This is a genomic window from Salipiger sp. ABF4_146 (genome assembly GCF_056161345.1).
The window spans coordinates 58,449-84,480 of sequence record NZ_JBSWYX010000019.1 but is presented as its reverse complement, the minus strand read 5'-3'; the positions used below and the strand labels follow the sequence as shown (position 1 = coordinate 84,480).

Here is a 26,032-nt window from a genome sequence, read left to right as displayed (position 1 = left end):
CTTGCGTGCCAGGGGCAACGACACTTCAACGCCAACCGTTCAGCAAGTCACTACGGCGGTGTTCCTTGGCGAGCCCCATTACGGCATCTGACACATGACCGTACCCGATCACATGTTCGACCCGTTCAAGAGAATGCTTGCACCGACCGAGGTATCCACACATGGGAGGGCGATTTGATGTTGTTCAAACAATCGCTTGGCCAGACCAACGTCACCTCTCTTGTCGAACGTGTCAGCCGCTTCACCGTGCTGCTGAAGAACGCCAACAGGCGCACGAAACCGGTCATGACCAAGATCGTGAAGGCGGTGCGGGATCTGCCCATGGCAGGCCGCAGGTCCATCACCTTCGACCGCGGCACGGAGTTCGTGTCATGGCCGCACCTGCAGGCCCAGCTCGGAACCCAAACCTGGTTTTGCGACCCCTCCTCGCCCTGGCAGAAAGGCACAGTCGAGAACACCAACCGCCGGCTCCGGCGCTGGCTTCCAAGACAGCGTGACGTCGCCGCCATGACGGAGCTTGAGCTGAAGCAACTCTGCGACCAGCTCAACAACACGCCCCGCAAATGCCTCGGATGGAGGACCCCGGCCGAGGTCTTCCGCGAAAAGATGATGGAGGAAATCGGCCGGCGCCCCTACCGTCGCAGGTAATGGGAGGCGCGCTTCAAGTAGCGCACACAGTCACGAGACCCGCATCAGCCATGAAACCATCTATGCCTCGGTCTACGGCCCCGACGGTCGTGCCGAAGAGTTGGCGCGACATTTGCCGAGGCGGCGCCAGAAACGCAGGCTGTTGATTTCCACCCCATCAGTTCTGGGTGGAAATCAAGAACCAGAATTATGAAAGTTCCCCTTTCGCAAAATAATCGCCCCGTCCTCTTCCATCAAGACGCTCGGATGAAAAGCCTCAATAGATTCATTTCGCAAATTTTCAATAAACTTCAACGCCTTGGCGACATCATCAAAGGGACACCCCGCCAACTGCCTAACAGAAAAATCCCACCAACTCGCTTCAACAAGAGGTTGCCGAAACTCTTTTGGAATCCTATATCTAACCAGCCGCGCTGGATTTCCGGCAAAAATAGCGTAATCCGGAACATCCTTTGTAACAACAGACTCGGCGCCAATTATAGCCCCATTCCCTATCCTCACCCCCCCCCTGATAAATGCGCCAACTCCGATCCAGACGTCATTACCAATATAGGTCTGAGCACTATGATCATGTTTTCTCACAGGCCAACTACCACAGCTATTTGCCATCCAGCCCGGGTTTAGATACTGAAAAGCTCCGGTAGCAAACCAATCAGTTGGATGCTCTGGAAAGCCGATCTTCACGTCGGGCGCGATAGAACAATACCTCCCGACACTGACATTCGTAAATCTACCCGCCCCATTTATATAAGAGAACGCACCAAATGATTTAACCCCACCGACTGGAGCCTTAATCAATGACGGCCCTTCAATCACCGCCCCTTTGGATAGAACCCCCGCACCACCAACATTTATATTTATCCCACAATTCACTAGATCATCTTGCGACACATAGTCGAGTATTCTCACATTTTTCCCCATAACTACCTCGCGATTCGCACCCTCTCCCTACGCCTCAGTTGATCAAATGAAAACACGAAGACCAACGAAAACCACCTGCTTTACTCAATGAGCAGTCAAATGAAGACTCAATTCGAAGAAGGTAAATATATCAAGGACTTCACCTCGACCAGAAAGAAAGCCAAGAGATACTAATTTGCGAATCTCCATCGTGGGAAGCTAAAATTTCTTCATGTGGAGACCCAATCGGCTCCGCCCCGCCATGCACACAATGGAAATGAGAAGCTAAGAAACCACCTTTAAGGGGAATAAACTTCAAAAGAATCCGTCTAGAATCTTGGCGATATCTTAGAGAAAGGACCCTCGATTTCTGACCATCTGCGCAGGTCACTCGCGCAAATCCATACGTCTCACATGAATTTATTTCGAATCCAACAAGAGGCAAATTCTCAGAAATCTCGCCACCATCTAACTGGCGCAGGGCTACGAACTTTTCCGAAATCAAGGAGTTTTTACGAACCTCGGAAGTCATTCCAAAAACTTGACTGGCGTGTATTGCACGAAAATTGTACCGTTTATTCCTAGGCCTATTGCGCGAAGCCTTAAATCCTGGAAGAAGACCAGCTAAATGGCTTCCAAAATCAAAAGCTATAGGTAGGCTCAAGTGCGCAGGATCACGGTAACGTGGTCCTGCATAATCCAATGCGAAATCGACCACGCTTAAAAACGTGCCGCCAACATCTGCACAAACTTCCTCATACAGTCGATAAACTTTGCTTCTACGAAACAAAAAACGCTCATTGCAGAACCCCAAAACTATGAGATTTGACTGATGAGCGATGCTAGACAGCATGTCCTCCAAGATATCCCTAAGAAAGCTAAGTGACCCAACATGCTTGAGTAAGTTCTCGTCATTGACGATTGCGTCGAATATAACGAAATCGTACTCACTAAGGTCTTGAGCGCACCACCTAGAAAACTGAGTACTAGGTGATGCACCAACTGACCGATTGACGATCTCCACTTGATCACCAATTCCATCTCGAAACCCGAAAAGCCAACCGCCTTTAAGAATAGTATTAGAGGTTCCAAGAACTAAAACCTTCATATCACACGCCTCGCGCCTTAGTTAATTATGGGGAGGCTCAAACCCGAAGAACGAAATTTCTTTCGCATACCTTTTTTCAATTAGATCGACCGACCTCTTGCTAAATTTATAAGAACTGCGCTGCTTTGGACTAACATTGAGTCGACCAATCTTCGATAGTTCAATTTGGTGGGCGTTTTCAAAGTATGCTCTTACAAAGTCCCATTGGCGATCGAGACGCTCAGAGCGAAGAACAAGATCTGGAAGAAACTGGCCTTTATGGGTCAAAAGCCCTAACTGAGACCGGAAGTGAATTTCCGCCTCACGATCTGGAATCTCACATATAGTTTCCAAGAACTTCTCAAAGTCCATGCCCTTGGTCATACCGTACACTGAAAATGGCTCATGAAAGCTGTTCGCAACTTTATTTTTGTAGCAGGAGTGGATTCGATCCCAGGTATTTCTGACAGCCGAAAAAACGAAGCCAGGTCTACTCCTAATCAGATCGTCTTTTTTGCAAAATTCAAATATGCCATCCTTTTGCTTGTGAAGCAGCCTCCTTGCTTCAGCTCTTTCATTCGCACTAATCTCTTTCTGCAAGTGCATTGTTGAAAGGGAATCCTTTATAGACGAATTAGCTGCTTTGGGGATCGATATGTAAGCAAAGCTGAGCTCTCTATCCAGAATTATGCTATTAAACCGTCCGAGCTTAAGCATATTATTGTTGACTTCTTTCATTTGATTCTCCGCATTTACCTTCTGACGGCCATTCATACTTGCGCTCGACCCTTTTCACGGAAAATTTCCGTTTCAACAACATTGAAAGCCAAGTTCCTCTGGTCAGTGCCAATTTTTATTTCCTTAGGCGACACTCTCTGGATTAGCTCGAACTCAATTGTCATCCCTAGCAAATAAGGTATCGATGCAACGTCAATCACAATCCGCCGGACGCCGTTATTTTCGACGAGCTCAAAGTCTCTATATTCCCCATTAACTCTAACTCTGACCCAATCTCTAGACCAACTTGCAGGGTTTACCGGCCGAACTACGAATGCAATGATGGCGACTCTGCTGATGTCATGAGCATCGCCCTGCAGAGGGATGCTAACTTGAGCGATATCACTAGCGCCGCACCAGCGATATTTTCTTTTTTTGCTGTCTTCTTGCTCTGCGTACCAACCACAGTCCCAATGCAGGCTACTATTTTCTAAGCGCGTAACATCATACTCTTCGGTAGGAACTTTCTCAGAAAGATAAGCACGCGCAATTGCGCCGACCCGCCCTTCCCGATTTTCTGACATTTCATGCCCGACGTAGTCTGATTTTATCGCTTCTAGATATTTCATCAGAACTTCGAAATGCGTTTTCCAAGTTGGAGCCTGGAATCTGCTGAGTCTCTTGATCTGAGAATTGCGTCGAAAACTATTCTCTTCACAATATTCGTCAATAGCAGATTCCCAACCGATTATATCCTCTGGTGTAATATAATCCGCTAGGCCTTGGCCCGCCTCCCTTAGAGCAGGAATGTCGGCAGCAATCACAGGCACGCCGAGCGCAAACGCTTCAATTAAAGGCATCCCCCAACCTTCAACGTAGGCCGGAAAAAGGAGCGCTGTCGCGTCCTGCAAGACCTGCTTGACGACCTGATCATCCGCGTCATTTATTTCAACTACATGTCTCTTTAGCGCATCGCACCTATCAAGCATTGCAAATACTTGCTCATTCTCCCATCCTCGCTTTCCTATTATTGTCAAAGTTGGAATATTTTCGGCTGAACGTTCGGCGCAAATTTTTCTCCAAAGCAGCAACATATTTAAATGATTTTTCCGGGGTTCAATTGTACCCAGCATTACAAAGTTCTTCCGCTCAGAAGAAGCGAAAGTTCGATCTGCTGCAATGCGGGAGAAGGCATTGTGCAACCCAATATGAGCTATCGAAAGATATGGGGGGGCAGAAATCTCATTCTCGCTTATAAAGACTTTGAACCTATCCAGGGTATATTTTGAGTTGGCGATCACACACTTCGCATAATTCCCAACATTTACCATTCGCTCCCTATGCCTCTCTGCGTCCCCGATCTTTACATACTCTGGAAAATCTATTGGAATTAAATCATGGACGTAGAATACCATATTATCCGTTAGATTTGTTTTTATATACTCCAAATACCCAGATGCATTAAGCCCGGCGTGAGAGGAATTAAGGTATACAGACTGCCGATAGGAAGTCAGGTGAGGTCGCTCTTTCGCTGTACTGATATCTTTCAAAGTTTCCGTATCCACGGCAGACTTTAGTATAGAAAAAATCCTGTACTGACGTTGTGACGGTAGACTTCCTTCCTCCCATCGCGCACTCAGTGTCAATACCAGCGCACGACCCATTTTTTTGGGCAGGAAATGCGCCGTTCCTCCACGATGATATATGTACTCAACATCTATATTATAGGAAGATTCTAGGTATCTAGCATGAGCGATGTCAACTCGATCAATTCCTGAAGGGAAATCTTGTCCCGCTTTGCTAAGTAGCCTGGTGCAGTCATAGAGCACACAAATGCGCGAATTGCTCATTTTATTTCCCCCACTTTGCATTCAATGCCTCTTTGAGAAGTCCGTCCGAGAGCCTTGGGGAAAAAGTTCCAGCGTTATAGGTGCCGCCGATTAAAGTGGCTCGCCAAAATTCGCTATCTAGGACGGTGGGAAAGACTGGGTAATACTGCCCAAACTCGACCTCTGCCCAAGGTTGATGGAAGCGCCCGTAATTATCCAGAAACCTATGTATTTTAATACCGAAGTACTGGGCTTCAACTAGAGTTCCAGACGAAAGGCTTGCCGCAATCTCAACAGAACCACTTCCAAGAATGTCATAAACATTCCTATCCAATACTTTTATTCTTGAGTTTCTTTTGCAAACACCCTCGATCCAGCTTTTATAGTTTCTGTGAGGGTGTCCCTTGTAGTACACCCTACCATATTCCTCAGCCAAGGTACTCAGTGCAATTTCAACATCTATATCTGACGCATGCTGCCCTTCATGAATGAGTGAGGCGTCAACGTTTGTTTGTCCAAAGAAAACAACGGCACCTTCGGGGATCCTGAGATCTGGATTACTTAATCGTCGTAGCGACCTACCTGCCATTATGCGAGCCTGTAGTTCGGCAGCACTGTCTGGTAGTCTTTGAGACTTTAACTGCCTATCTACCGCGTCTATATTTGTTCTCACGCCAAATATGAAGTCGGATAGAAACCGAATTGGGTGTAGCGTGAAGTCAATGTATGGTATTTCGAAATTATCGAAGACTTCCTTTAGATATGGCGGGAGCTCATATGTAATCACTAGAGAATCTTTGTAAAGATTTCTGATGTATGTGGTTATTTCCTCTGATAGCGCCCCATTATAGATAGAAGCCCAGCCTGAGGTACTAAAGGGAATGTCTAATTTCTCGTAAACTTCTCGGCGGTTTAACTCGTTACTCCCCTCCGTCAGCAATATATGTGTAGACGGCACATTAAGAGAATCCATCAACGGCTTCGCGAGTAGGCTTTTCATCCACCGCACGTTGTTCTCAGCCGGATTTTCAAATTTATTGGCTTTTGTATCATCCACGCGGAGAATGTCGCCCGAGAATATAATTCTGGTTGCCGAGTTAAAATTCGCATTTAGTTTTTGAGCCGTCATCTTAACTAATTCACGCGCCTTTAAGCACGCGCCCTGCCTCATTGCCTTGGTCGCCTTCTCATTCCACGGGTAGCTTATCTGGTCAAGTAGCGCTAGCGTCGGTAGACATACCATTGGTTTCTGCGCTCAAAATTTGCGTTCTAGAAGTCCGAGCGTAGGCGTGAGTATCCGGCTTCGACCTGATGACCGCGGGCTGTCCTGACTGGATCGGTGGTCTCTACTGCGGCATTCTCCGTTCGAGGGTTATGCCAGCTCGGCTGGCGCCTAGCCTCAAGAAGGGGGGGCACTGGGGGACAGTCCAGCACCGGGCCGACCAGAACCGCAAACTGGCCGCGAAACTCACCGAAAGCGGCGCACGGCTGCACCTCTGCTAAAAACCTGGGCCCCATGGCTATGGGCTGCACCGTCAACTCGTCGAGATGGGACATGAGTGCATCACCGTTGCGTCCTCGCTCATCTCTGTAATGATGGGTGATAGGGTCAAGACGGACCGGCACGATGCGGTCATGTTGGCAAAGCTGCACCGGGCCGGGAGTTAACGCCCGTATGGGTTCCCGACACGGAACAAGAGGCGATGCCACATTTGGTCCGCGCGCGCGCGACCACGATGCGTGTGACTGGGAAGGCACGGCAGCATCTCCAGGGTTTTCTGTTGCGGCATGGCCGCACCTATTCCGGGAAGAAGGGCTTGACAGTGGCCTACCGCCGGTGGCTAACAACGGTTCGTTTCGACTGCGCAGCAATGCTCGAGAGGGGGCGAGCAGGTGCAGCGGCCCCTTGGAGCCGCGATACGCGACAACGACGTCCAAGGTTTTCTGGCGGCGCGACAACGCCGGTTATACATGGCCTAGTGCGGTACGCTTGCGCTCCCCGCCCACGCAATTCATATTTTCCAGACTGACTGTCTAATGGCCTGGGAGGCTGCTGTGAATAGCACTAGGCGTACATTTATTGGGATGACCCTGAGTGCGGCAGGTTCACCTGCAAGAGCACAGACGTCCGCAGCTACCCCTTCACGGACCGAACTCGCGGGACGGGCTGTATCACTCAAAACTTCGCCCGACGCGGTCCTTACTGACGGACGTGTCTCCTATTTGTATAGTCCGGGCACATCGATCATCCCAGACTTGCCGGGCCTGCTGCCCTTCGGCTCAGTATCCGCGCTGCACTGGGGTGTCGAAGCCGGGAACCGCTCCGCGGCAGAAGAAAACACCCAGCGTTTGAATCTAGCAGCTGACTACTGTCGCGTTATGGAGAAGCAGCTTAATCTCCCCTCTGGCTCAATCTTCATCTCCGACACTGTCAATTTCAGCGGATTACGCGTTTTCGGCCAAGGAGTGAGCGCTGTCAGGCACCTAGCCGCACATTTTGATAATGGTAGCCAAACAGAGGCCGCCAGCCAAATTGTGATGACTGGCGAGGCCTTCGCACCACTCCGGCTGCACGGCATTTCATCCATGAAAGCTTGCGGCGCAGCGCGCGTTTTTTCTGCCCGCAACGACCTCGAAGAGTCGACTTGGGAGCTCGTCTCGTTGATGAACAGCGACGCTACAGACGGCACTGCAACCCCAATAGATCTCGCGGTAGGTATTGTGATCGAGGGACTCAGCGGCACTCACTTAGAAGGCTTCCGAGTGGTGGCCGACGGCGGTGGAACGCAAGGCCTAGAAGGCTATAACGACAAGAAAAACAACCGCATTCTCGGGCGCTACGACATCGGCATCTTACAGATCGGCGCACGCAACACTACAATGGTGGACGTACAGACCGTGGGGCATTTCCGCCGCTACGGCTACCTTAACGCCGCGATTGATCAAGATGGCGATTATTCCGACTACACCGCGCCTTACGAAACGACGCTGGTGCGCTGCAATTTCCAAGGCATGCGCGGCTTCGGCCTGCGCGGGCCGGATAAGTTCCTGATCCTTGATCACACCAGCGAGAGCGTCGACTTGCCTTGGGCGAATGACCACCCTTTTACCCTTGATCCGGGGCACGACCGTATCCGTCTGACCGCGAAAGGCACCGGCACCAGTGGCGGCAAAACATACGCATATACTGCAGTTAGCAAAGTCACGGTCGGCAAGGAAGAACGCCTGCGTCTGTCAGGACTGGAGGCATTCGACCCGAAAAAGTTCGACGCTGTCGTTCCTTCGGTAGCCGGTGGCGCCAACAGCCACATCGTGCTGCGCGACTGTCAAATCGGCGGGCTGCTGATCCCCAGCGGGCACGCCGCAAATGATAGCGAAGCCCTCCAGGAGCCACTCTTTAATGGTGCCATCGGCGGCTTCGAGATCAGTGGCTGGCGCTGCGCAGAAGCCGACATTCAAGGGCGAATACAGCACTCGGGCACCCTCGCCGGCTTTATCCATGAATGCCGGGAGATCATTCTCGACCTACTTTGTGAAGCCACCCCCACACGCGGTAACGGCGGAGCAATGACGTGGATCGTCTCGCCGCAACACAACCAAAACCGTCATGCAGCTCACCCCACCGGTGGACCCCGGTGGCTGGAATGGCGCTACGGCAATGTTACAGAGAACTCGAGCAGTAACATTGACTACGCCCCGTTTATGCCCTTCATGCCCCGCCCCAAAGCACTCTCGGGCACCGGCGAGGGATGGTTCGAAGGCTACTGGTCTTTGCGCGCGCCGCGTATTCGGTACTACACCCGCGAAAATGGCGCGGACATAAATTATCTCCCTGTGCCGGCCTTGTCTCTGGGGCCCGAAGCCGAAGGGTATCGAGGGCGCCCGCCAGACGATCTGCTCCACATACGGGGCGGTGGAACTGACGGCACCAGCCCCGCCGCCGTCAGCCTCAGCGAGGATAATCATCACCTCCGCCTCTTTCTCGACATAGCCGAGCAGAAGGGACTCGCCTTGCATGAAGAACGCGACGGCGCACTGTGGGAGGTGCTGCGGAGTGTGCTTGATGCGCAAGGTGATCCAGCGCTTCGGATCGGCGGCGGGCTACAGGTGGCCGGAACTCTGCAAGCCGAGGGCGGTGTGGGTTTTCCTTCGATCTCCGCCGAGGCGCTGTCGAGCGCAAGCCACGTGATAAACACATCCGGCAAGACCCCGGGAAAGGCGGTCTTCGATAGCACCAACGGGCGCTGTCTCGTGGCCAGCGGCAGCGGCGCGACCGACCCGTGGAACCTCTTCGATGGCACACCGGCGGTGCGCCCCGCCTGACCGCACCGTTCCCGGCTCTCCCCATCGCGTAGCTTCCTTGCTTACGCGAGCCGTTTTTTCTTGCCCTGCGCCCCTTCCCCGCCGAAAACAGGAGCCAACTGCCCAACGTGTCCAGATTAACGAGTGTCCATGGCCTATATTTTCGGCTCCAGCAGCGCTGACAGCATCATCCCCAACGGCGTCCCGGACGTGATCTACGCCGACGCTGGCAATGACCGTATCCTCTTCAGCGAGTACCGCCCCGCCGACGACGTGCGCGCCTACCTCGGGTTCCCGCTCGACATGAGCGAGCGGATCGACGGCGGCGAGGGGATCGACACGCTTATGGTCGAGGATCACGAGACCAGCTTCAGCGGCTACGACGCCGACTGGATGGTCGAAGAGGTCGATCCGCTGCTCTTTGCCGGCTACGACACCCGTGTGCTGCTGGTCGATGTCGCGACCTCCAGCACCACCACACTCGAACGCACCCAAGCGCTTTTGCGCAATATCGAGCGTATCGAAAGCCCCGACGGCACGCTCAGCACCCTCGACTGGCCCGGGCTCGCGCTGCTGGCCAAGACCGTGCCCACCATCGACAGCCGCGCCGACATGCTGCGCGCCGATCCTTCCTTCGGGCTGGTGACACTGGCAGATTACACCGTGGTGCAAGTGCTTTATGACCGCTGGTCCGACAGCGAGACCTACAACACCTACACACTGCGCGGGCTCGACGACGACGGCAAGGTGATCTGGCAGAGCGATCCCATTGGCACCGAGGGGCCGTCGGAGGACAACAGCAGCTACATCTCGACCACCGGGCGCAGCGCCCGGCTCACCGCGCTAGAGGATGGCGGTGTCGCCATGGTCTGGATGCAGAGCACCGAGTTCGCCGATACCTCGCTTGATGATGTTCGCACGGTCTATCTGCAGGTGTTCAATGCCGATGGCAGCATCCGCACCGAGGCCACGGAACTGCGCAGCGGCCGCTATGACTACGCCGAGCACCTGAGCCTCGAACAGCTTTCGGACGGACGGCTCGCGGTGGGCGGCGGCGGCCGCTACGATTACCTCGTGCAATATGCCGAACTCGACGGCACGGTCACCGACCTCGAGACCCTTGATCTCAACAAGATCACCACCGACGAACACCGGCTGATCGCCCTCGACGGCGCCCAGTTTCTCGTCTTCGAAGATGATTACCGCGCGCAATGGGCCGATGAGGAAACCCATTACATCGCCCTGATGCGGCTCGACGAGAACGCGCAGGAGGTCGAGAAGATCCGCCTGCACGAGTTCGAAGAAGGGCTCTATGTGAGCTACAGCAGCGTTGCCCGGCTCGACGGTGACACGCTGGCCATTGCCGCGGTGACCGAGGACCGGGTGGTGCATCTGCTGCAATACGACGAGAGCACCGGCACCAGCACGCATCGGGTGCTCGATCTGCCCTACGACGGTCAATTCGCCAATAATGAGATCTCGCTGGTCGAAGACCCCTCTGGCGGTGCCTGGCTCAGCTTCGAATTGCTTGCCGGTGGCAGCGCCGAAGCCTCACCGCATTCGGCGCATGCCTACGCGGTGCATCTCGACGAAAACGGCACTCTCGGCGCGTGGTTCGATACGACCAACTACGTGGGCAGCAATTCAAGCAACCACTACAGCCCCGCCGTGGCCGCGACAGCCACGGGTATCCTCGCCACTTGGGGCGCCAGCACAGGCGACAGCGGGCGTATCGCCTACAGTTACGCCGACAACTTCGGCCCTCAGGCCGGCACCGCCGGGGCGGACAGGCTGTCGGGCACAGCGAGGGACGACAGTATCACCGCCGGGGCGGGCAACGATCTGGTGATCCAGAGCCTTGGCACCGACCGTTATGACGGCGGTGCGGGCACCGACACCTTCCAGCTTGGCGATGCCGGCACCACCGCTTCGCTGCTCGAGGGCTACGTCGCGGCGATCGACGGCTCGGGCACCCGCAGCACGCTGCGCGGCTTCGAGACCCTCCGCGGCGGCACGGGCAACGACGTGCTCGAGGGCGATCTGGGCAACAACCTGCTGGCGGGCGGCGACGGGGCCGACGTGATCTCGGGTCAGGGCGGACACGACCTGCTCTTCGGGGACGATCTCGACCCGGGCCATCTGGTGGCGCGCGAAGCGGCGCAGGTCTACCGCCTCTATCAGGCGACGCTGGACCGCGCGCCCGACAGCGCCGGCTTCACCAGCTGGACCGAGCGGCTCTACACCGGCGAGCGCGATCTGCTGGAGGTGATCAACGGCTTCGTGCAGAGCGCCGAGTTCCAGAACACCTATGGCGCGCTCGACAACCAGAGCTTCGTCACCTTGCTCTACCAGAACGTTCTGGACCGCGACCCCGACCTTGGCGGGCTTGCGAACTGGACCGGCCGTCTCGACGGTGGCATGAGCCGCGCCGAAGTGGTGCGCGGCTTCTCGGAAAGCGGCGAGTTCATCAACGCCACCGATGCCGCCGCCAGCGCCTTCAGCGACACCACCTCGCAGACCGGCTGGAGCGACGCGATCACCCGCCTCGCCGCCGAGGCGCAGGCCGGTTGGGGCGATGATGTCTACCGGCTCTACCAAGCGACGCTGGGCCGCGCGCCGGATGCCGGTGGTTTTGGCAGCTGGAGCGAGCGGCTGGCGGAGGGCGCCGCGCTTGACACGGTGGCCAGCGGCTTCGTGCGCAGCGCCGAATTCCAGAACACCTATGGCGCGCTCGACAACGCGGGCTTCGTCAGCCTGCTCTACCAGAACGTGCTGGGCCGTGAAGCCGACGCTGGCGGGCTCGCCAATTGGACCGACCGCCTTGAGAGCGGCGCCTCCCGTGCCGAGGTGGTGACCGGCTTCTCGCAGAGCCGCGAGTTCGTCCTCTCCACCGAGACGGCGCTCAAGGACTGGGTGCGCGGGCTCGATCATGGCACTGAGGGCGCCGCACAGGACGTGCTGATCGCCGGACCGGGTGAGAGCCTGATGGTGGGTGGTCTTTTCGCCGACGAATTCCGCTTCTCGGCAGAGACCGGCGGCGCTCACGAGGTGCTTGATCTCGAGGCTTGGGACTATGTCTCGCTGCAAGGTTTCGGCTTCGAGGATGCCGATGACGCCCGCTTCTACATGTACCACAGCGGGGACGATCTGATCTTCAGCCACAGCGAGACCCAGATCACCTTCGCCAACACCCGGGTCGAGCAGATCACCGACGATATGATCTGGGTCTGAGCCCTTTTCAGAAGTCCCGGGGGCGGCAACCGCCCCCGGGAGCAAGCTCCATGAGACAGAAGCCTCAGGCCACCGGATACCCGGCCCGGCCGATGGCCTCATAGGCGACAAACCCCGCCGCCTTGGCGTCCTCGGGGGCGTAGATGTTGCGCAGATCGGCAAGCCGTGCGGTGGTCATGCCCCCCGCCAGCCGCTTCAGATCCAGCGCGCGGAACTCGTTCCACTCGGTCAGGATGACCAGCAGATCGGCACCCTCGGCCGCCGCGTAGGGGTCGTCCTCCCAAGCCACGCCCGGCAGCAGCGCCTCGCCTTCGCGCTTGCCCTGCGGATCGACCACCGAGACCGAAGCCCCGCCGCCGACCAGCGACGGCACGATGGTCAGCGCCGGCGCATCGCGCATGTCGTCGGTGTTGGGTTTGAAGGTGACGCCGAGCACGGCGACCTTCTTGCCGTTGAACGAGCCCTCGCAGAGATCAAGCAGCTTGTCGGTCATCCGCCGCTTGGTGTCCTCGTTAACCTTGATCACCGTCTCAACGATGGAAATCGGCGCGGCGTGCTCTTGGCCGATGCGCGCCAGCGCCTTGGTGTCCTTGGGGAAGCACGAGCCGCCGTAGCCGGGGCCGGCGTGCAGGAACTTGTTGCCGATGCGGCCGTCGAGCCCCATGCCCTTCGACACGCTTTTGACGTCCGCCCCGACCTTCTCGCAGAGCGCCGCGATCTCGTTGATGAAGGTGATCTTCGTCGCGAGGAAGGCGTTGGCGGCGTATTTGATCATCTCAGCGCTTTCGAGATCGGTGGTGACGATCGGGAAGTCGCGCAGGTAGAGCGGCCGGTAGATGTCTTCCATGACCTTGGCGGCGCGGTCGGTCTCGACGCCGACGACCACCCGGTCGGGCTTCATGAAATCATCGATCGCCGCGCCTTCACGCAGGAACTCGGGGTTGGAGGCGACGTCAAACTCAAGCGCGGGGTTCGCGGCGGCGACCACCTGCTGAACCTTGCGGTTCGTCCCCACGGGGACGGTCGATTTGGTCACCACGACGATGTAATGATCGGCGGTCTTGGCGATCTCTTCGGCGGCGGCCATGACATAGGTGAGATCGGCGTGGCCATCGCCACGGCGGGTCGGCGTGCCAACGGCGATGAACACCGCCTCGGCGCCATCGATGGCGGACTCCAAGTCGAGGGTAAACGACAGCCGGCCAGCCTCGACATTCTTGGCCATCAGCGCATCCAGCCCGGGCTCGAAGATCGGCACCTCGCCGCGCTCAAGCGTCTCGATCTTGCGCGGGTCTTTGTCGACACACACCACCTCGTGGCCAAAGTCGGAGAAACAGACGCCAGAGACAAGGCCCACGTAGCCGGTTCCAATCATTGCGATTTTCATGGGGAAGTCCCTTCTTCTACTGGGCGCGACAGAAGGCGGAGTTGGCGGGCGGTGTCAAGTGTTTGCAGAAAGTAGCTTTCCTCTATCCTTCCGCCTAAAACACAACCTCAAACTCTCTCAAAACTTGCCATGGATATATCCGTGAATCTACGGAAGTTTCTAGTTTTCATCTCAGCGTTCACCTTCGAAACTCGGGCTAAAAACCTCTCAATCACATCAAGAGAAAAATTTGTTCTCATAACCTTCCTTGCGACGGGAAAGAAATGTCCGTGAACCACAAAGCACTTACCGCTTAGTAAACCTCCAAAGTTCGTTCGGTAGTTGTAATTCACAGGCAACTTTAGAACCTCAGGCTTCAGCCGTTCGAGCGCTCTTGTGAGAGGCGGTTGATCGGCAGCTTTTTGACCCAACTTGGACTCTGCTTTCTGAAACTCATCACTCCACGCATTGACAAGAGGCCTGACGAAATCCCTCCGCACAAATAGCAATCCAGAGTTCAGAGAAGACTGGCGCATACGCTCTTGCCGCAACGCTTCTTCCATAGATGTAACGCTTTCACGCCATATAGCCGGAGCTGCGGCCACATCAAACGCGCAGAATTTAAAAACCTTGCTCAAGTCGCCTAAGATGATGGTGTCAGTATCAACAAAAACAACATCACTTCCGCAAAACTCTGAAATTGATCTTATTTTTTGCAATTTTGGAGAGAACCCATCACTCCAAACCCTAATTTCACTAAAGGGGTTGTATTCAAGACTCTCAAAGCAATCTTTAATTTTCACATTGTTCGTGACAAGGTTGATATCTTGAATAGTATGCCTCCTTAGGGAGACCGCGGATATCAGCGCCTCCAAACTATATTTTGGATCTTCACTATTTTTATCAAACGCGCTGTATACGAACACTTATCTCTCTTCCTACGAACAACCAATCAGCGAGTCATATTATATGCTGATATTTAAATCAGCAAGAAGACTAAACACGGAATATCATCTCGACACTTGGATTCCCAAAAAATCGCCACCTCACACTGACCTAGGCAAGATATATTCATGAGAGATCAAGCCATGAGCATAATCCCACACAACGGAGAACTACAAACTATCGCAATCATTCGATTTCTGTAAGCCTCATGCATCTCCTCACAACATCCCCTCAGTATCTTTCAGGCCCAGCGTTCTGCCGTCCCACGTATAGCCGTATCGCCGCAACACTTCCTGCGCGATGCCATAAACATGAGCCCGCACCTGTGGTGACAGCTTCTGATATTTATCGGTCGAGCCTTTGTTGATCGGCTTCCACAGCTTGATGCCACCATGGCCCTTCTGACCCTCGCGGTAGTCCTCATGGGAAAGCATCACCCGTGGAGACCATTCGAGCCCGAGGTGAGCGACGATCTTGCGCAGAATGACTTCCGGCTCCTCAACAAAATCCTCGTAGCGCGCGAAGGGCAGACCATCGAGGCGATCCTGCAGCATCTTGCGAGCGTATAGCACCACAAACCCGGTCAGTGTCGGGTCTTCTCCCTGCATGGCTTTGGTAAACGGATCGATACCCTCGGCCCAACGGCGTTGCTGGCGCTTCTGACGCTCGGCCTGAGCCGGGTCAGGCGCATCACGGAAGGCGCTGGTGACAACCGAGAACGGGTTACGAACAAGCGTGAAGCCCCGGCGCGGATAGGGATGGCACCAAACAGCGTTCTTCAGCAGCAAAACACTGTCCCTCGACAGGTTCCGGTGTGCGACCAAAGGATCGTCAATGGAAATCGTTTGCGCCTTCCTCTGCACGAGATGCTGAAAAAGAGCGATATCCTCTTGGGTGTCGGGTTCACGGATCTGGTGAACGACCTCGATCTGGGGGTGGGCGTTCAGGCACCTTTGCAGGAGCGTTTCACCAGAGCGAGAAAAACTCGCCATGTGGAAAATGGGTACGTCCATGAAACCTTCGGTCATCTCGTTGTGGTCGCGCGCAAAAAGCATGATTTTCCGGCAGCGGCAACCAAGACCAGCCCGAAGCTAGAACTGTCTGCAGACCTGTTTCATCCCTACACCACCAGCTACGCAACAGGAGCTAGACCGCTCCGATGAGCATTGCTTACCAATAGGCTGCACGATCGCTCTTTGCTACCTCCGCAACGCATGGTGATCTTTACTCAAGATGCCCCGCGGACTGTAGTCATCTCAAATTCTCTGTGATAGCCCTCTGCGCAATCCAAAAAACCGCGTTTTACCGGTACAGGCTCATTTCTATCGCAAAACAATGAAGATGGGGCTCGCGCACATGCCTTCCGAAATTTCCACTATCGACCCTGCTCTCGCCGCCGCGCAGCGCGTGCTGAAAACCGAAGCTGACGCCGTTGCTTTCATGGCCGACAATCTGCCGGCTGACTTCGGCCCCGCGCTTGACAAGATCTTCGCCACCGAGGGACGTGTCATCGTCTCAGGCATCGGTAAGTCGGGCCACATCGGGCGCAAGATGGCCGCCACCTTCGCCTCGACAGGCACCACTTCGTTCTTCGTGCACGCCAGCGAGGCGAGCCACGGCGATCTTGGGATGGTCACGCCGCATGATGTGGTGATCCTGATATCCAATTCCGGCGAGACCGCCGAGCTGCGCGACATGGTCTACCACACGCAGCGCTTCTCGATCCCGATGATCGCCATCACGTCGCGCGCCGACAGCACGCTGGCCAAGGCCTCCGACTTTTTGTTGCTGCTGCCCAATAAGCCCGAGGCCTGCCCGATCGGCAAGGCACCGACCACCTCGACCACTCTGACGCTTGCCCTCGGCGATGCCATGGCGGTGGCGCTGATGGAACGGCGCGGCTTCCAGGCTGATGATTTCGGCGTCTTCCACCCTGGCGGCAAGCTCGGCGCGCAGATGCGCAAGGTGTCGGACCTCATGCACGCCGGCGATGCGCTGCCGGTGCTGGCGCATGATGCCTCGATGCGCGACGTGCTGCTGACCATGACCTCCAAGGGGTTCGGCGTCGCGGCCCTGGTCCGCGAGGGCCGGCTCTTCGGCGTGATCAGCGACGGCGATTTGCGGCGCAACATGGATGACCTCATGCAGCACGCGCCTGCCGAGATTGCCAACCGGACTCCGGTCACCGTGCCCGCCGACTATCTCGCCGCCGAGGCGCTTGCCCTGCTCAATGAGCGCATGGTCAGCGTGCTGCTGGTGGTTGATCAGGGCGACCGCCCCATCGGTGTACTGCACATGCATGACTTCCTGCGCGCTGGAGTGCTCTGAATACCATGACTGCCGAGAATACTGCTTTGAAGACCGTCATCTTCATTCCCGCCCGCTACGCCTCGACCCGCTATCCCGCCAAGCCTCTTGCCATGCTGCGCCAGCCCGACGGCAGCGAGAAGTCGCTGATCCAGATGAGCTGGGAAGCCGCCTGCCAGATCGCCGGCATCGACGCGGTCTATGTGGCCACCGACGACGACCGCATCGCCGAGGCGGTGAAGGCCTTCGGTGGTCAGGTGGTGATGACCGAAGAGTCCTGCGAGAACGGCACCGCCCGCTGCGCCGATGCGCTCGACAAGCTGGGCATCGAGCCCGAGCTGGTGGTGAACTTCCAAGGCGACGCGCCGCTGACCCCGCCGTGGTTCGTCGAGGAGTTGGTGGCGGCGATGCACGCCGAGCCCGAGATGGCCATGGCCACGCCGGTGCTGCGCTGCGACCGCGATACCTATGACGCCTTCGTCGAGGACCGCAAAAACGGCCGCGTCGGCGGCACCACCGCGGTGTTCGACGCGCAGATGCGCGCGCTCTACTTTTCGAAAGAGGTGCTGCCCTACATCGATCCGGGCAAACTGCCCGATCCGATCCCGGTGTTCCACCATGTCGGCGTCTACGCCTATCGCCCCGGCGCGCTGCGCGATTACGTGGCCCGCCCGGTGAGTCAGTTCGAGACCCTCGAAGGGCTGGAACAACTGCGCTTTCTCGACGCCGACATCCCCGTGCGCTGCGTCGAGGTCTCGGCCCGCGGCCGGGTGTTCTGGGAACTCAACAACCCCACCGACGTTCCGCGCATCGAGGCCGCGCTGGCGGCGATGTAACGCCTTTTGCCAAATGCGGCGGGACGGGCTGGACACTGCCCGTCCCAAACCGCATGACTTGCATCAACGCCCTTCTGCACCAGACAATCCCGAGACCTTATGACCAAAACCATCACCATCCGCGATATCCCCATCGGCGGCAGCAATCCGATTGCCCTGATCACCGGCCCCTGCCAGCTGGAAAGCCTCGACCACGCCCGCATGATGGCCGAGAAGATCGCCGAGGCCTGCGCCCCCACCGGCACGAAGTTCATCTTCAAGGCCAGCTACGACAAAGCCAACCGCTCGTCGATCTCCACCCAGCGCGGCCTGGGGATGGAGGAAGGTCTGACCATCCTGTCGAAGATCCGCGACGAGTTCGGCGTGCCGGTGCTGACCGACGTGCATGACGCCGCGCAATGCGCGCCCGCGGGTGAGGTGGTGGACGTGATCCAGATCCCCGCCTTCCTGTGCCGCCAGACCGACCTGCTGCTCGCCGCCGGCGAGACCGGCTGCGCGATCAACGTCAAGAAGGGCCAGTTCCTCGCGCCCTGGGACATGAAGAACGTCGCAGCCAAGCTGGCCTCGACCGGCAATGAGAACATCATGCTGTGCGACCGCGGCACCTCGTTTGGCTACAACACGCTGGTCAGCGATTTCCGCGGCCTGCCGATCATGGCTCAGACCGGCTACCCGGTGATCTTCGATGCCACCCATTCGGTGCAGCAACCGGGCGGCCAGGGCAGCACCTCCGGCGGGCAGCGCGAATTCGCGCCGGTGCTGGCACGCGCCGCCGTGGCCGTAGGCGTGGGCGGCCTGTTCATCGAGACCCACGAGGACCCCGACAACGCGCCGTCGGATGGGCCGAATATGATTCCTGTACACCTGATGCAGGCGCTGATCGGTCAGCTGCGCGCGCTGGACGACCTGACGAAATCCCAGGAACCGATCCTGCCGTTCAAGGCTTAATGGTTCCGGGAACGAGAGAAGAACGAGGACGAAATATGAGCGACGAAGATATCGCCAAGATCGCCGAGCAGGTCACCCAGTTGATGCAACTCGACCGGATGCGCCACCAAGTGAGCTCAAAGGTCGATATGGCAGCGCTGGCCAATGTGCCAGCCTATATCGCCTCGGTCTTCGAACAGGCCAATGCTATCGGCTCTGAGCTCACCCCGTCCCAGCTCTATGGTCAAGTCAATAAGCGCGTCTCGCGTCTCGAAGCCCAAGTCTACCTGATGCGTCTCGAGATGGAGAACCGCTCCGAGCGGGATCCGGCGAAGGTCTACGAGGACCCGCTTGTTATCTCAGCCTATGGCGAGCGTCTGGAGACACTGACCACTACGCCGCGGGAATTTGGCTTCGAGCCGTCGGTCATCGCCTACGGTTGGTATCCGGCGGAGGTCTCTGAAGGCACCACGCATCGCTGGATGCGCCCCGGCGACGCTTCGGTGGCCTGCCTGCCGCACCTGGGCACCGTCGATCAAGTCATCGAGATCAGCGGCCACGTGCTGGACCCCGCGCAACTCGAGACCCTCACCATTAGCGCCGCAGGTCAGCAGGCTACGCTCACTCCACGCGACGGCTCGCAGCAACATTTCACTGCGCGGCTCGAGCTGTCAGGAGAGAACCTGAAATCTGCCAACTACCTGCCGGTAGAATTCGTCATGAGCGATTTCCGTAAGCCCAACTCGCAGGACGCACGGGTGCTCGGTGCCAATATCTCGCGCTTTACCTGCCGACCCGCGAAGGCAGGACAGGCTTCGGTATGAAAGTCGCGGCCCTTGTAGATTTCCCCTACTGGGAGGCCAAGGTGGGCACGGCGATCCGTTACGAAAGCCTGTGCCATTCACTCGCCAAGATCTGCGATCTGACTGTGATCAGTAGCCTCGGAATGCCGGATGAATACGCAGCCTTCGCAAAAAAGGCCCCCTATGAGCTGATTGACGGGGCTGCGCTGGAACGGCTTTCCGAACGGCTTGACCTGCCCCAGGTTCCAGGCGCTCCGCCTGCCCGCCAGCTTACAGTAAGCGCAATCAAGCACCTTGTCGAGACCGAGGGCTTTGATGCAGTGCTGACACCCTATTTCAATCGAAAGTGGATGATCGAGCGTCTGCGCCCCGATATCGTGCGTATCATCGATACCCATGACTGCCAGTCGCAGCGCACCCGGTCCTTCGCTCGCCACGGCATGAGCCCGACCTTCAACATGTCTCCCGAGCAGGAAGGCGAAGCGCTCGACTATTACGATATCGTATTGGCCATGTCCGACGAAGACTTCGGAGAGTTTACGCAAATCACTCGACGACCGGTGATCACCACCCCGTTCCGACTGCCGATGGTGCGCGATCTCAAACCTTTGCGCGAGATATACGGGCCCCGCGGCGAAAACCGCGAACTACTGTTCATCGCCGCCAAAAGCGATGTCAACGATCTGACGCTGGACTACCTGCTGCGCGAGGTGTTGCCGCTGGTCCCCGGAGAACTGACGTTGAATATCGTCGGCAACGTCACGATCCCCGATGTCACACCGCTCAATACCACTGTCGTGCGTCACGAAGGGGTCGACGACCTCATGCCGGTCTACGCCCGCGTGGCCTTGGCGCTGAACCCGACCTACGCCGGTGGCGGAGTGAAGACCAAGACGCTCGAAGCGATCAGCTTCGGCGTACCGATCCTGACCACCGACGAGGGCGCACGAGGCATGCGCCACCTCATCCCCGACGCGCTCGTGGTCAACGACAAAGAACTCTTCGCCCACCGGATCGGCCAATTGCTCGACGACCCGAAGGCACGTGACAGGCTGTCGGACGAAATCCTCGCCAACCTGCGCGCGGAGAACAGCGAAGCCTGGCTGCCAGCCTTCAAGCAGATCCTGCGCGCCGTGCGTGCCCGAAAGCTCGGGGAGGATGCGGCATGAGGCAGGCAAACCGCATCGTCTTCACCGGGGACTTCCTGCGCCCCTCCGTCGCCCGGCTGCGGCCAACCCAGCACGAGAACATCCGCTGGCTGGCAAAATTGCTCGAAACCCCGGTTTCCATGGCCACCGGCCTGCCCTGCGAGATCGTTCATTGGGACAATGACTGGCGCAACGGCGCCAAGTTTGACAGCGACTCTGTCACCGCAATCTACGAAACCTTCTGGCACAAGCCGACGATCTGGAACTGGCCGCAAGTTTTCGCGGCCGAAACGTTGCCCGAAGCGGTCGAAGCGCTGTTCCTGCGGCTTTTCCAAGACAGTTTCGTTATCGGCTTCGAGCTGCCACCCTACCTGTCGCATTTCCTGAATCGCCACGGTATCGGCTTCGTCGACTGTTCGCTCTCGCCCGTGCGCTTCATGGACGACCTGCTGTTTGACGTCAGTGCCAGCAGCGCCGAGATCACCGAAGCGATCCGCCCCTACCGGGTGCCGGAGGCGCTGATCCGGCTGCAGGCCGGCGTGCTCTCGTCGAATGTCGCCAAGGCAAACCCGCATCCGCCGCGCCCCGAGACGCTGCTGGTGATCCAGCAGACCAGCTACGACAAGGTGGTGATCGAGAACGGTCGTTTCGTCACCGCGCTCGATCACATCGAGGCGCTCGAGCAGATCGCGCAGAGCTACAAGAACGTGCTGATCAAGGAGCACCCGCTGGAGCCGCAGCCGCAGGTCCGCGAGAGGCTCATGCGCGCGCTGCCCAATGCGCAACTGACCGCTGACAACTTCTACCGGCTGATCTCGCATGAGAACATCCGTGGTGTGGCGGCGCTTTCGTCAAGCTGCGTGCTCGAGGCGCGCTATTTCGGCAAGCAGGGCCATTACCTGATCCCCGGTTTCTCGCACGACAGTTTTTCGGTCGGGCTGGAAGGGATCAACGTCGACGACGCGGTGATCGCACCGGACTTCTGGCGCGATGTGCTGGCTCCCACTGGCCTGGTCAACAGCCCCAAAGACAGGCTGCGCCTGCCCTCCAAGCCGAACCGCTTCCGCCAGCAGCTACGCAGCGCCTGGGACTACAACCAGATCGACACCGATATCCCTGTACATTGGGCCCAAAAATAGCACACCGCATGGCAACACTTGGCAATCGCCGGCCCGGGGAGACTGGGTCGGCAATTGCACATTGGGGTCAAGCGAGGATATCACCTCCGCGACACGTAAGCGCGCCAACGGGCATCGCGGCAGGCGCCGGAATTCGAAGAAGGTATAAAGGTCAATGAAGACAGCATTCATCACCGGCATCACCGGCCAGGACGGCGCCTATCTCGCAAAGCTTCTGCTCGAGAAGGGCTACAAGGTGCATGGCGGCGTGCGGCGCATCTCGCAGCCCGAGACCACCCGGTTGGACCTGCTGGAGATCGCCGACGATGTGGAGCTGCACGAGTTCGACCTGACCGAGCAGAACAACATCTTCCGCACCATCCAGAAGATCGAGATGGACGAGTTCTACAACCTCGCGGCGCAGAGCTTCGTCGGCGCGTCCTGGGAGCTGCCGGTCTATACCGCCGATGTCGACGGCATGGCGGTGGTGAAGATCCTCGACACGCTGCGCACCCTGCGCCCCGATGCCCGCTTCTATCAGGCCTCGACCTCCGAGATGTTCGGTCTCGTGCAGGAAGTGCCGCAGAAGGAAACCACCCGGCTCTACCCGCGCTCGCCCTACGGCGTGGCCAAGGTCTACGGCCATTACATCACCATGAACTACCGCGAGAGCTTTGGCATGCACGCCAGCTCGGGTATCCTGTTCAACCACGAAAGCCCGCTGCGCGGGAAGGAATTCGTCACCCGCAAGATCACCCTTGGCCTCGCGCAGCTGGCGCGCGGCGGTGATGCGGCGGTCGAGCTCGGCAATATGGACGCCAAGCGCGACTGGGGCTTTGCCGGCGATTACGTCGAGGGCATGTGGCGCATGCTGCAGCAGGACGTCGCCGACGATTACGTGCTGGCCACCGGCGTGACCACCACCATCCGCGACTTCTTCACCTTCGCCGCCGAAGAGCTGGGCATGGATCTGGCCTGGGACGGCGAGGGCGAGAACGAGACCGCCACCGACCGCAAGACCGGCAAGCTGGTGATGAAGGTGAACCCCAAGTTCTACCGTCCCGCCGAGGTCGAACTGCTGATCGGCGACGCTTCCAAGGCGCGCGACAATCTCGGCTGGGAGGCCAAGACCGACATCCGCGGCCTTGCTGCGATGATGGCGAAATCCGACTACGACGCGCTCGCCTGAGCCGGGAGACATCACCATGAGCATCGCCAGCACTCCGCTGACCCGAAAGCTGCGCTCGGCTGCCCGCCGCGCGCTCAAAGGCCCCCTCGATCTCAACGGCCACCAGTACCACGGCGCCTTCCGGGGCAATGTGGACGGGCTGTCCGACGAGGGGGTGATCCGCGGCTGGGTGATCCACCGTGAAAGCAAGAAGGGGCGGGTGCCGGTGGCGATCTATGCCGGCGACACATTGCTTGACGCCGGCATCGCCGACGCGATCCGCGAGGACGTGCGCGCCGCCACCGGCGGCGAGGCGGCCTGCGGCTTCCAGTTCGGCCTGTCGGACGCCATCTACCAGAAGATCGTCGCGGCGGGCGGCAAGATCAGCGTCCGCACCGAGGGCAAAGGCGGCGCCGAGCTCGGCACGCTGGAGCTGCGCGCCGACGCCAGCAACCCCGGCATCGGCGCCGATGTGGTAACGCGCGCCCGCTTTGCGCTGAAACACGATCTCGAGGCGCTGCTCGATCTGCTCGAGGACACTCCCGAGACTGCCGAGCCGCTGCCGCCGGTGGTACAGCCGCCCTTTACCCATCACGGCACGATGTTCACCAAGGCGCGTCTGGTCCCCGATACCCCCGAGAGCGGCCAGCCGGCCTATCTCGACTACGTGCGCTACCGCTACCGGATGGACGAGCATTACGCGGTCGAAAAAGGGCTCGAGAGCGCCGACCGCTTCCTCTACTGGTATCTCACCGCCTACCGCGGTCAGGAGAAGCGCCGCACGCCGCTCTCCGCCGAGCAGCTTGATTATCTCAATGCGCCGCTGGTGATGGGCGGGCAGAGCTTTGCGCTCAGCCGCATCATGTGGTGGCGCCTGTCGGCCCGGCCCGACCTGATGGCCGACCTCAACCTCAACGACCGTGACAACTATATGGACGTGCTGTTCTGGTGGGCGCATCAGGATGTCACGCATCTCTATTTCGAGGATTGCCTCGTCCCCGACCGTTTCGCCGACGCGCTGCGCGGCGTGCACCCCTCGCGGCGGCTCGACGCCTTCCCGCTGAGCTATTTCACCGAGCGTTTCTACCTCGACAGCCCGAAGCTGCACTTCCTCGACCCGGGCAGCGCCGAGGGCCGCAAGACGCTGATGCTGTCGATGCTGCTCGGCGCCGCGCGCCGCCCCGACCTGCTGCGCTACATGCCGCGCACGCAGATCAACGCGCTGCTGAGAGAAAATCCCGAAAACGAGAACGGCGCCTCGGACTTCGAGGTCTTCGTCAACGGGCTGATCGCCGCCGGCCATGCGCAGGAGGCGGCGCTCGACGCAGAAGCAGACGGCGAGAGCACCGAGCCCGCCGCCGCGCCCGAGCATATCGCCCTGCCGCGCGACCGTTTTGCCGCGGCGCTGCGCCAGAAGTTCTTCGATCTCGACAGCTATTCCTTCCTGACCCGCGACCATCAGGGCAACCGGTTCGAGGCCGCCGCGCTGCCGATCCCGCGCCCCGACCGCGAGGAAGTGGACGTGCAGTTGATCGGACCGCTGGCCAAGGCCTCGGGTCTCGGTCAGGCAACGCGCCTCTCGGCGGCGATCCTGCGCGAGACCGGGCTCAACGTGCGCGGCGTCGATTTCGACCTCGACAACCCGGCGCCCGAGGGCTTCTCCTCCGAGACGCTGATCGAGGAATACGGCCCGGCGAAGATCAACATGATCCACCTCAACGCGGAGTCCACGCCGCTGGCCTTCGCCTATCAGCCCGATGTCTTCTCGAACGCCTACAACATCGGCTACTTCTTCTGGGAACTCGACAAGCCCGCCTACTGCCACTACCTCGGCATGGAGCTGCTCGACGAGATCTGGGTGTCGACCGAATACGGCGTCGAGATGTACAAGCCCGACGCCAAGGACAAGCCGGTGGTCAACGTCGGCATGTGCTACGAGGAACACCCCGACATCACCCGCGAGGCCTCGCGCGCCTTCGTCAACCGCCGCTTCCGCTTCGACGACAGCCACTACGTCTGCCTCGTGGCCTTCGACAGCTTCTCCTTCGTGCAGCGCAAGAACCCGGTGTCGGTGCTGCAGGCCTTCCAGAAGGCCTTCGAGGGCGTGCCCAACGCGCGGCTGGTGGTCAAAACGCAGAACCGCGACAGCGTGTTCGACCCGGTTCAGGTGAACCTCTGGGACCGCGTCGACGCGATCATCTCCAGCGATCCGCGCATCGTGGTGATGAACGAGACGCTGAGCTACCGCGACCTGCTGCAGCTCAAGGCCGGCTCGGACTGCTATATCTCGCTGCATAAATCCGAGGGCTGGGGTTTCGGCATGATCGAGGCCATGGCGCTGAAGGTGCCGGTGATCTGCACCGCCTATTCGGGCAACATGGATTTCTGCTCGGACGAGACCACCTGGCTGGTGGACTACGAAGAGACCGAACTGCGCCAGGGCGATTACATCTTCGTACGCCCCGGCTCGGTCTGGGCAGAGCCGTCGGTCGAGGACGCCGCGCGCCAGCTGCGCGCCGCCTACGACGACCCGCAGGCGCGCACCGCCAAAGCCGAGGCGGCCTATACCCACATCCGGGAAAACTTCTCGGCCCCGGCGATCGCCAAGCGCTACGGCGGACGGCTGCGCGAGATCCTCGCGGATATGAACGGCAAGATGGCGTCCTGACGCGTCCCCGGGCGGTGCAGGGGTGCCCTTGC

The 26,032-nt window shown here is 58.4% G+C and carries 18 protein-coding genes and 1 pseudogene; 11 read left to right on the top strand and 8 right to left on the bottom strand.

The features are described 5' to 3' along the window. Nucleotides 1-114 precede the first annotated feature (114 nt). Nucleotides 115-648, top strand: a pseudogene (locus ACXAJT_RS21730) (IS30 family transposase); the annotation flags it as partial. A 174-nt stretch (nucleotides 649-822) separates the two neighbouring features. Here ACXAJT_RS21730 and ACXAJT_RS21725 read toward each other — a convergent pair. The 5 genes from ACXAJT_RS21725 to ACXAJT_RS21705 form a co-directional block, all read right to left on the bottom strand. Then, entirely contained in the window at nucleotides 823-1,557 is a 735-nt protein-coding gene (locus ACXAJT_RS21725; RefSeq protein WP_475238963.1) for a CatB-related O-acetyltransferase, read from the bottom strand. Between the two features lie 151 nt (nucleotides 1,558-1,708). After that, nucleotides 1,709-2,656 carry a hypothetical protein gene (locus tag ACXAJT_RS21720; protein WP_475238961.1) on the bottom strand — a complete coding sequence of 316 codons (948 nt, stop codon included), beginning with the start codon at nucleotides 2,654-2,656 and terminating at the stop codon, nucleotides 1,709-1,711. A 21-nt stretch (nucleotides 2,657-2,677) separates the two neighbouring features. Continuing rightward, nucleotides 2,678-3,373: a sulfotransferase family 2 domain-containing protein gene (locus tag ACXAJT_RS21715; RefSeq protein WP_475238958.1), complete on the bottom strand. Its 696-nt coding sequence runs from the start codon at nucleotides 3,371-3,373 to the stop codon at nucleotides 2,678-2,680. Nucleotides 3,374-3,405: 32 nt separating this feature from the next. After that, the gene (locus tag ACXAJT_RS21710; RefSeq protein WP_475238955.1) at nucleotides 3,406-5,202 is read right to left on the bottom strand and encodes a glycosyltransferase family 4 protein; all 1,797 of its coding nucleotides are present in this window, start codon (nucleotides 5,200-5,202) and stop codon (nucleotides 3,406-3,408) included. Nucleotide 5,203: 1 nt separating this feature from the next. Next, the gene (locus ACXAJT_RS21705) at nucleotides 5,204-6,352 is read right to left on the bottom strand and encodes a hypothetical protein (RefSeq protein ID WP_475238952.1); all 1,149 of its coding nucleotides are present in this window, start codon (nucleotides 6,350-6,352) and stop codon (nucleotides 5,204-5,206) included. A 1,085-nt stretch (nucleotides 6,353-7,437) separates the two neighbouring features. Here ACXAJT_RS21705 and ACXAJT_RS21700 point away from each other — a divergent pair. Both ACXAJT_RS21700 and ACXAJT_RS21695 read left to right on the top strand, forming a co-directional pair. Continuing rightward, nucleotides 7,438-9,504: a hypothetical protein gene (locus ACXAJT_RS21700; RefSeq protein ID WP_475238950.1), complete on the top strand. Its 2,067-nt coding sequence runs from the start codon at nucleotides 7,438-7,440 to the stop codon at nucleotides 9,502-9,504. Nucleotides 9,505-9,633: 129 nt separating this feature from the next. Beyond that, the gene (locus ACXAJT_RS21695; RefSeq protein ID WP_475238948.1) at nucleotides 9,634-12,714 is read left to right on the top strand and encodes a DUF4214 domain-containing protein; all 3,081 of its coding nucleotides are present in this window, start codon (nucleotides 9,634-9,636) and stop codon (nucleotides 12,712-12,714) included. A 64-nt stretch (nucleotides 12,715-12,778) separates the two neighbouring features. Here the strand turns inward: ACXAJT_RS21695 and ACXAJT_RS21690 are convergent, their stop codons facing one another. The 3 genes from ACXAJT_RS21690 to ACXAJT_RS21680 all read right to left on the bottom strand — a co-directional run bounded on the left by ACXAJT_RS21690 (nucleotide 12,779) and on the right by ACXAJT_RS21680 (nucleotide 16,080). Continuing rightward, complete coding sequence (locus ACXAJT_RS21690) at nucleotides 12,779-14,101, bottom strand: UDP-glucose dehydrogenase family protein (protein WP_475238946.1); 1,323 nt, start codon at nucleotides 14,099-14,101, stop codon at nucleotides 12,779-12,781. Between the two features lie 107 nt (nucleotides 14,102-14,208). Beyond that, nucleotides 14,209-15,006 carry a glycosyltransferase family protein gene (locus ACXAJT_RS21685; protein ID WP_475238944.1) on the bottom strand — a complete coding sequence of 266 codons (798 nt, stop codon included), beginning with the start codon at nucleotides 15,004-15,006 and terminating at the stop codon, nucleotides 14,209-14,211. Between the two features lie 237 nt (nucleotides 15,007-15,243). After that, nucleotides 15,244-16,080, bottom strand: a complete 837-nt coding sequence (locus ACXAJT_RS21680) for a hypothetical protein (protein WP_475238943.1) — start codon at nucleotides 16,078-16,080, stop codon at nucleotides 15,244-15,246. A 301-nt stretch (nucleotides 16,081-16,381) separates the two neighbouring features. Here ACXAJT_RS21680 and ACXAJT_RS21675 point away from each other — a divergent pair, with 301 nt between their 5' ends. The 8 genes from ACXAJT_RS21675 (at nucleotide 16,382) to ACXAJT_RS21640 (ending at nucleotide 26,000) form a co-directional block, all read left to right on the top strand. Beyond that, on the top strand, nucleotides 16,382-17,353 hold the full coding sequence (locus tag ACXAJT_RS21675) for a KpsF/GutQ family sugar-phosphate isomerase (protein ID WP_475238941.1): 972 nt from the start codon (nucleotides 16,382-16,384) through the stop codon (nucleotides 17,351-17,353). A gap of 26 nt (nucleotides 17,354-17,379) precedes the next feature. Beyond that, the gene (locus ACXAJT_RS21670; protein ID WP_475238939.1) at nucleotides 17,380-18,168 is read left to right on the top strand and encodes a 3-deoxy-manno-octulosonate cytidylyltransferase; all 789 of its coding nucleotides are present in this window, start codon (nucleotides 17,380-17,382) and stop codon (nucleotides 18,166-18,168) included. A gap of 99 nt (nucleotides 18,169-18,267) precedes the next feature. Then, nucleotides 18,268-19,116 carry a 3-deoxy-8-phosphooctulonate synthase gene (kdsA, locus tag ACXAJT_RS21665; RefSeq protein WP_475238936.1) on the top strand — a complete coding sequence of 283 codons (849 nt, stop codon included), beginning with the start codon at nucleotides 18,268-18,270 and terminating at the stop codon, nucleotides 19,114-19,116. 35 nt (nucleotides 19,117-19,151) lie between these two features. Beyond that, nucleotides 19,152-19,919: a hypothetical protein gene (locus ACXAJT_RS21660; protein ID WP_475238933.1), complete on the top strand. Its 768-nt coding sequence runs from the start codon at nucleotides 19,152-19,154 to the stop codon at nucleotides 19,917-19,919. 41 nt (nucleotides 19,920-19,960) lie between these two features. Beyond that, the gene (locus tag ACXAJT_RS21655) at nucleotides 19,961-21,067 is read left to right on the top strand and encodes a glycosyltransferase (RefSeq protein WP_475238930.1); all 1,107 of its coding nucleotides are present in this window, start codon (nucleotides 19,961-19,963) and stop codon (nucleotides 21,065-21,067) included. Then, nucleotides 21,064-22,185 (top strand): hypothetical protein, encoded by a 1,122-nt coding sequence (locus tag ACXAJT_RS21650; RefSeq protein ID WP_475238928.1) that lies wholly within the window; start codon nucleotides 21,064-21,066, stop codon nucleotides 22,183-22,185. The genes ACXAJT_RS21655 and ACXAJT_RS21650 overlap by 4 nt, the downstream gene beginning before the upstream one ends. 154 nt (nucleotides 22,186-22,339) lie before the next feature. After that, nucleotides 22,340-23,353 (top strand): GDP-mannose 4,6-dehydratase, encoded by a 1,014-nt coding sequence (gene gmd / locus ACXAJT_RS21645; protein ID WP_475238926.1) that lies wholly within the window; start codon nucleotides 22,340-22,342, stop codon nucleotides 23,351-23,353. Between the two features lie 16 nt (nucleotides 23,354-23,369). Then, nucleotides 23,370-26,000 (top strand): glycosyltransferase family 4 protein, encoded by a 2,631-nt coding sequence (locus tag ACXAJT_RS21640; protein ID WP_475238923.1) that lies wholly within the window; start codon nucleotides 23,370-23,372, stop codon nucleotides 25,998-26,000. Nucleotides 26,001-26,032 lie beyond the last annotated feature (32 nt).